General features: G+C 67.7%; 3 protein-coding genes. All 3 read right to left on the bottom strand.

The window, feature by feature from the left end; genetic code table 11:
* The coding region (locus VMJ70_09410; protein HTO91336.1) for an efflux RND transporter permease subunit at window positions 1-3,041 on the bottom strand (3,041 nt) is incomplete at its 3' end.
* A complete protein-coding gene (locus VMJ70_09405) occupies window positions 3,041-4,165 on the bottom strand; it encodes an efflux RND transporter periplasmic adaptor subunit (protein HTO91335.1) in 1,125 nt (374 codons plus the stop codon). The genes VMJ70_09405 and VMJ70_09410, both read right to left, overlap by 1 nt.
* The coding region (locus tag VMJ70_09400; GenBank protein ID HTO91334.1) for a TolC family protein at window positions 4,162-5,532 on the bottom strand (1,371 nt) is incomplete at its 5' end. The genes VMJ70_09405 and VMJ70_09400, both read right to left, overlap by 4 nt.

Below are 5,532 nucleotides of genomic sequence, written 5' to 3'. Positions count from 1 at the left end.
GCTTCGGCCGGCTCTTCGGATCTTTCGTGCACCTTCGCCACCAGCATGTAGATCGACGGCACCACCAGCAGCGTGAACACGGTGCCGATGATCATTCCGGATACGAGCATGATGCCGATGCTGTTGCGTGCTCCGGCGCCGGGCCCGTGCGCGAAGATAAGCGGCAGGTGGCCGAACACGGTGGCCGCGGTGGTCATGAGAATCGGCCGCAACCGCGTGCCGGCCGCTTCGATCACCGCGGCGAGCTTGCCGAGCCCTCGCTCCTGCAGCTCGTTCGCGAACTGGACGATGAGGATGCCGTTCTTCGCCACCAGACCGACCAGGGTGATCAGCCCCACCTGGCTGTAGATGTTGAGCGTGGTGAAGCCCATGAACGAGAAGAACAGCGCGCCCGCGACCGCCAGCGGCGCCGAGCCCGCCAGGATCACGAACGGATCGCGGAAGCTCTCGAACTGCGCCGCCAGCACCAGGAAGATCAGGATCGCCGAGAGCAGGAACACGCCGAGGAACGCGCCACCTTCGGTGCGCAGCTGGCGCGACTCGCCCGCGTAGTCAATGGTGTAGCCGGGCGGCAGGATCTTCTTCGCCTCGGTCTCGAGCGCGCCCAGGGCCGCGTCGAGCGACACGCCGGGCGGAATCACGCCCTGGATGCGCACCGCGTTCAGCTGCTGGAAGCGCTTCAAGTCACGCGGCTCGGTGGTGTTCTCGAGCGTGGCGAAAGTGGACAGCGGCACTAGCTGCCCCTGTTGTCCGGTCACGTAGATGTCCTTCAGCTGATCGGGCGTGAGCCGCTCGCTGCGCTTCACCTGCGGAATCACCTTGTAGCTGCGCCCCTGAATGCTGAACCGGTTGACGAAGTTGCCGCCCAGCAGGGTCGAGAGGTCCTGGCCGGCCTGGCTCAGGTCCACGCCCTGCGAGCGCAACTTGTCGCGGTCGAACACCACGCGCGTCTGTGGCTGGTCGTACTTGAGATCGGCGTCGGCGAACATGAACATGCCGCTCGCGTAGGCCTTCTGCACCAGCCGATTCGCGAACTCCGACAGCTCCTGCGGGCCGGCGGTCGAGGCGATCACCAGATCCACCGGGAAATTGCCGCCGCCAGGGAGCGCCGGCGGGATCGCGGTGATCACGCGCACGCCCGGAATTCTCGACATGCCGCCCGCCGCCGCCAGCTGGAGCTGCGCGATGCTCTTCTTTCGCTCGCTCCAAGGCTTGGTCACCATGCCGCCGAAGCCGCCGGTCGGGAAGGTGAGCTGGAACACGTGCTTGGCCTCGGGCATCGACTGATACACGTCGTTCACCGCCGCGGCGTAGAGCTTGGTCTGATCGAGCGTGGAGTTGGGCGACGCCTGCAGGATGCCGAATACCACGCTCTGGTCTTCATTCGGCGCCAGCTCCTTCTGCGAGAACATGTAGAAGGGCGCGATCATGAGCAGCACGAACGCCCACGCCACGTAGACCACCGGTCGCGCCTTGAGCGTGTTGGAGAGAATGCGCGTGTAGAAGGCACGCACCGAGTCGAAGCGCCGGTTGATCCAGCCGGCGAAGCCGCGCTCGGTGTCCCCTTCGCGCAGCAGCTTCGATCCCATCATCGGCGAGAGCGTCAGCGCCACCACGCCCGACACCACCACCGCGCCGGCCAGGGTCAGCGCGAACTCCCGGAACAGCGAGCCGGTCAATCCGCCCTGAATCGCGATCGGCGTGTAGACCGCGGCCAGCGTGATGGTCATCGAGATGATCGGCCCGGTCAGCTCGCGGGCCGCATCGAGCGCCGCTTGAATGGGAGTGGCTCCGGCTCGCAGGTGACGTTCGACGTTCTCCACCATCACGATTGCGTCGTCCACCACCAGCCCCACCGAGAGCACGATGGCGAGCAGCGTCAGCAGGTTGATGGTGAAGCCTGCCGCCATCATCAGGAAGAAGGCGCCGATCAGCGAAATCGGGATGGCCACGATGGGAATGAGCACGGCGCGGAACGAGCCGAGGAACAGGAAGATCACCAGCACAACGATCGCCAGGGTTTCGGTGAGGGTCTTCAGCACCTCGCGAATCGCGTCCGAGATGTACTCGGTCGAGTCGTACGGGATGCCGATCTTCATGCCGACCGGCAGCCGCGCCTGGATGTCGGGGATCGCCGCGCGCACGCGCTTGATGACCTCGAGCGCGTTCGCGTTGGGCAGCACCCAGACGCCCATGAACGTGGCGGTGCGGCCGTCGAAGCGCACGTCCTGGTTGTAGTCTTCGGCGCCCAGCACCACGTCGGCGATGTCCCCGAGCCGCACGATGTCGCCACCCTGCTCCTTGACCACCAGCTTGCGGAACTCGTCCACCGTCTGGAGATTGGTGTTGGCCACCAGATTGATGGACACCATCGAGCCCTTGGTGCTGCCGAGCGTGGATAGATAGTTGTTGGCCGCCAGCGCCTGTCGCACCTGGGTCGCCGAAATGCCCATCGCCGCCATCTTCTCGGGCTTGAGCCACACGCGCATCGCGAACTTGCGCCCGCCCAGGATGTCGGCGCGCTGAACGCCCTGGATCGCGCTCAGCTTGGGCTGCACCACGCGCGTCAGATAGTCGGTGATCTGGTTCTGGTCGAGCGCGTCCGACGAGAACCCGATGTACATGGCCGCGAACTGATTGTCGGCGGTCTGCACGTCGATCACCGGCGCCTCGGCCTCGGGCGGCAGGTCGTTTCGAACTTGCGCCACTTTCGCCTGGATCTGCGTGAGCGCCGCGTTGATGTCGTAGTTGAGCTTCAAGTGCACGTTGATGGTGCTCAATCCCTGGGCGCTCGAGGACTCGATGTAGTCGATGCCGTCGGCGCTCGCGATCACCCGCTCGAGCGGCGTGGTGATGAATCCCATCACCAGGTCCGAGCTGGCGCCGACGTAGTTGGTGGTCACCGAGACCACCGCGATGTCGCTGCGCGGGTACTGCCGCACGCTGAGCGAGCGCACCGCCTGGAGCCCGGCGATCAGGATCACCAGATTGACCACGATCGCCAGCACCGGCCGCTTGACGAACAGATCGGTGAATTTCATCAGCTGTCCTCCGGCTTGGGCGCGGGATTGTTGGACGGCCGCACCTTGTTGTTGACCAGCACCGCCGCGCCGTTGCGCAGCTTGAACACGCCCGAGGTCACGACCTCGTCGCCGGCGTGGACGCCCGAGACCACCGCGACCTGGTCGCCGCGGCCCGCGCCCAGCGTCACGAAGCGCTGCTCGACGCCCTTGTAGGTCTGGCCCTTCGGGCTCTTCATCTCGGCGACCACGAACACCGAGTTGCCGTAGGGCGCGTAGCTGATCGCCGAGGCCGGCAGCGCCACCACCGGTTGGCCGCTGCCGACGCTCACCTCGACGTCTACGAACATGCCGGGGCGAAGCGTGCCGCGCGGGTTCTCGAAGGTCGCCTGGATCTGGACGTTGCGGGTCGACTCGTCCACCTGCGAATTGATCGCGGTGATGTGTCCGATCGGTCCCGCGGCGAGGCTCTCGGCCGTGACGCGCACCGCCGCGCCGAGGCGCAGCTCGGCGAGCTGCTGCTGCGGCACGGTGAAGTTGACGTAGACCGGATCCATCGACTGGAGCGGCACGATCGGATCGCCAGCGGTGAGGTACTGCCCGACGTTGACCCTCCGGATGCCGAGCGTGCCCGAGAACGGCGCGTGAATGGTCTTCCGCTCGATCACCGCCTGGATCTCGCCGACGTGGGCTTCGGCCTGCTTGAGCTCGGCGTTGGTCTGGTCGAACTCGGCCTGCGAGATCACCTGCTTCTCGAACAGCTTCTGAGTGCGGTCAGCGTTGAGCTTCGCGAGCTCGGCCGCGGCCTGGGCGGCGGCGAGTTGCGCGCGCTCCTGGCTGGTGTCGAGCCTCACCAGCACGTCGCCGGCCTTGACGTTGCGCCCGGAGTCGAACGTGATGCTCTCGACGATGCCCGGCAGGTCGGCGCTCACCGTCACGCCGTGGACCGCGGCCACCGTTCCGATGGGCGACAGCGTCGCGGGCCACTTCTCGCTCGACGCGACCACCGTGGTGACCGCCTCGGGCGGCGGCGTCCAGGCCGTGCCGGCCGCGATCGCCGCCTTGATCTGGAAGAACTTGTACGACCCGACCGCGATGGTGAATGCCAGCAGCGCGGCCACCAGGATCAACATGCGCTTTCTCATCTCATGCCTCCGATCTCGCTCGAATTGATGCCACGAAGTCCACTCAGAGTTCCGGTCGCGCGCAGGAGCTCGGTGCGCGCGGTCAGGTATTCGGTGCGCGCCGAAATCTCGTCGAGACGCGCGCTCGACAAATCGTTCTGGCGCGTGAGCACCAGGAAGTTGATGGAGAGCCCGGTCTGGTAGCGGTCCTTCTCGGCGGAGAGCTGCACTTCGGCCGCCTCGCGCGCCGCGCGCGTCGCCTCGATGCGGCGTGTGGCGGTCTCGACCGCTGCGCACGCGTCGAGCACCTCGACGCGGATGGTCTTGCGGGCGCGGGCGAGGTCGGCCTGGGCCTGCTCCTCGACCGCGCGCGCCGCCGCCGAAGCACCGCGCGCTTCGCGATTGCCGATCGGCAGCCCGAGCGAGACGCCGACATGAAACGCGTTGTAGCCGCCCTCGCCGAGCATGTGGAACGCGTCGCTCAGGTCGCCGTCGAGCACCGACGGCAGCGGGCCCAGCGCCGAGAACGGATTGGCGCTGCCGGCCACGCCGTAGCGGTCGTACGAGAGCACCGCGTCGAGCTGCGGCCACTCCTGATCCTCGGCGCCGCGGCTCTCGGCCTCGCGCCGCGTCACCAGGGCCGAGAAGGCGCCCAGCTCCGGCCGCGCCGCCAGCGCCTGCTTCATCAGCGCGTCGCGATCGAGCGTCACCGAGTCCACCACGCCGGTGTCGGCGGGCGCGATCGTATCGCCCCACGGCTGCGAATCGTCGTCGCGGAAGATGAGGAGCTTGAGCTGATTGTCGGCGCGCGACAGGTTTTCGCGCGCGGCGAGCAGGTCGGCGCGCCGGCGCTCGAGCTCGGCGCGTGGCTGCGCCAGCTCGGTCGCGGGCGCAGCACCGCCCTCGATCCGCGTCCGCGTCTCGTCGAGCTGCTCCTGAGCAAGCGCGACCGCTTCTTCGCGCACGCTCACCACCTGCCGGGCCGCGACCAGCACCCAGTAGGCGCGCTCGACGCCCGCCAGCGTTGCGTTCAAGTCGCCTTCGAGCGACGACTCGGCGCGCTCGCGATCGGCGGTGGCCACGTTCATCGCCAGCCGCGCAGGATCGGTGGCGCGTCCGCGCAGCAGCGGCTGGCGGAACTCGGCGCCCACCTGCGCGCCGTAGGCGGGATTGATCAGCGCGATTGCGCCCTCGGACGTCTGGCGCAGGCCGTTGGCCCGCACCGTCAGCGCGCCGCCGGTGCCGATGTACTGCCGCAGATTGGCGCCCACCTGGCTCGAGCGCGTGTCGGGCGCGATCGGATACGACAGCGTGGACGGCGTCGTGGAGTTCGACGGCTGCGTCGAGTGCGCCGCGTCGCCGATCAGTTCCAGCGTCGGGTCGTAGGC

The sequence above is a fragment of the Candidatus Sulfotelmatobacter sp. genome (assembly GCA_035498555.1).
In the GTDB taxonomy this organism is placed as follows: Bacteria; Eisenbacteria; RBG-16-71-46; order RBG-16-71-46; family RBG-16-71-46; genus DATKAB01.
Note: the sequence above shows the minus strand (reverse complement) of the source record. Positions and strands in the feature narration are given on the sequence as shown.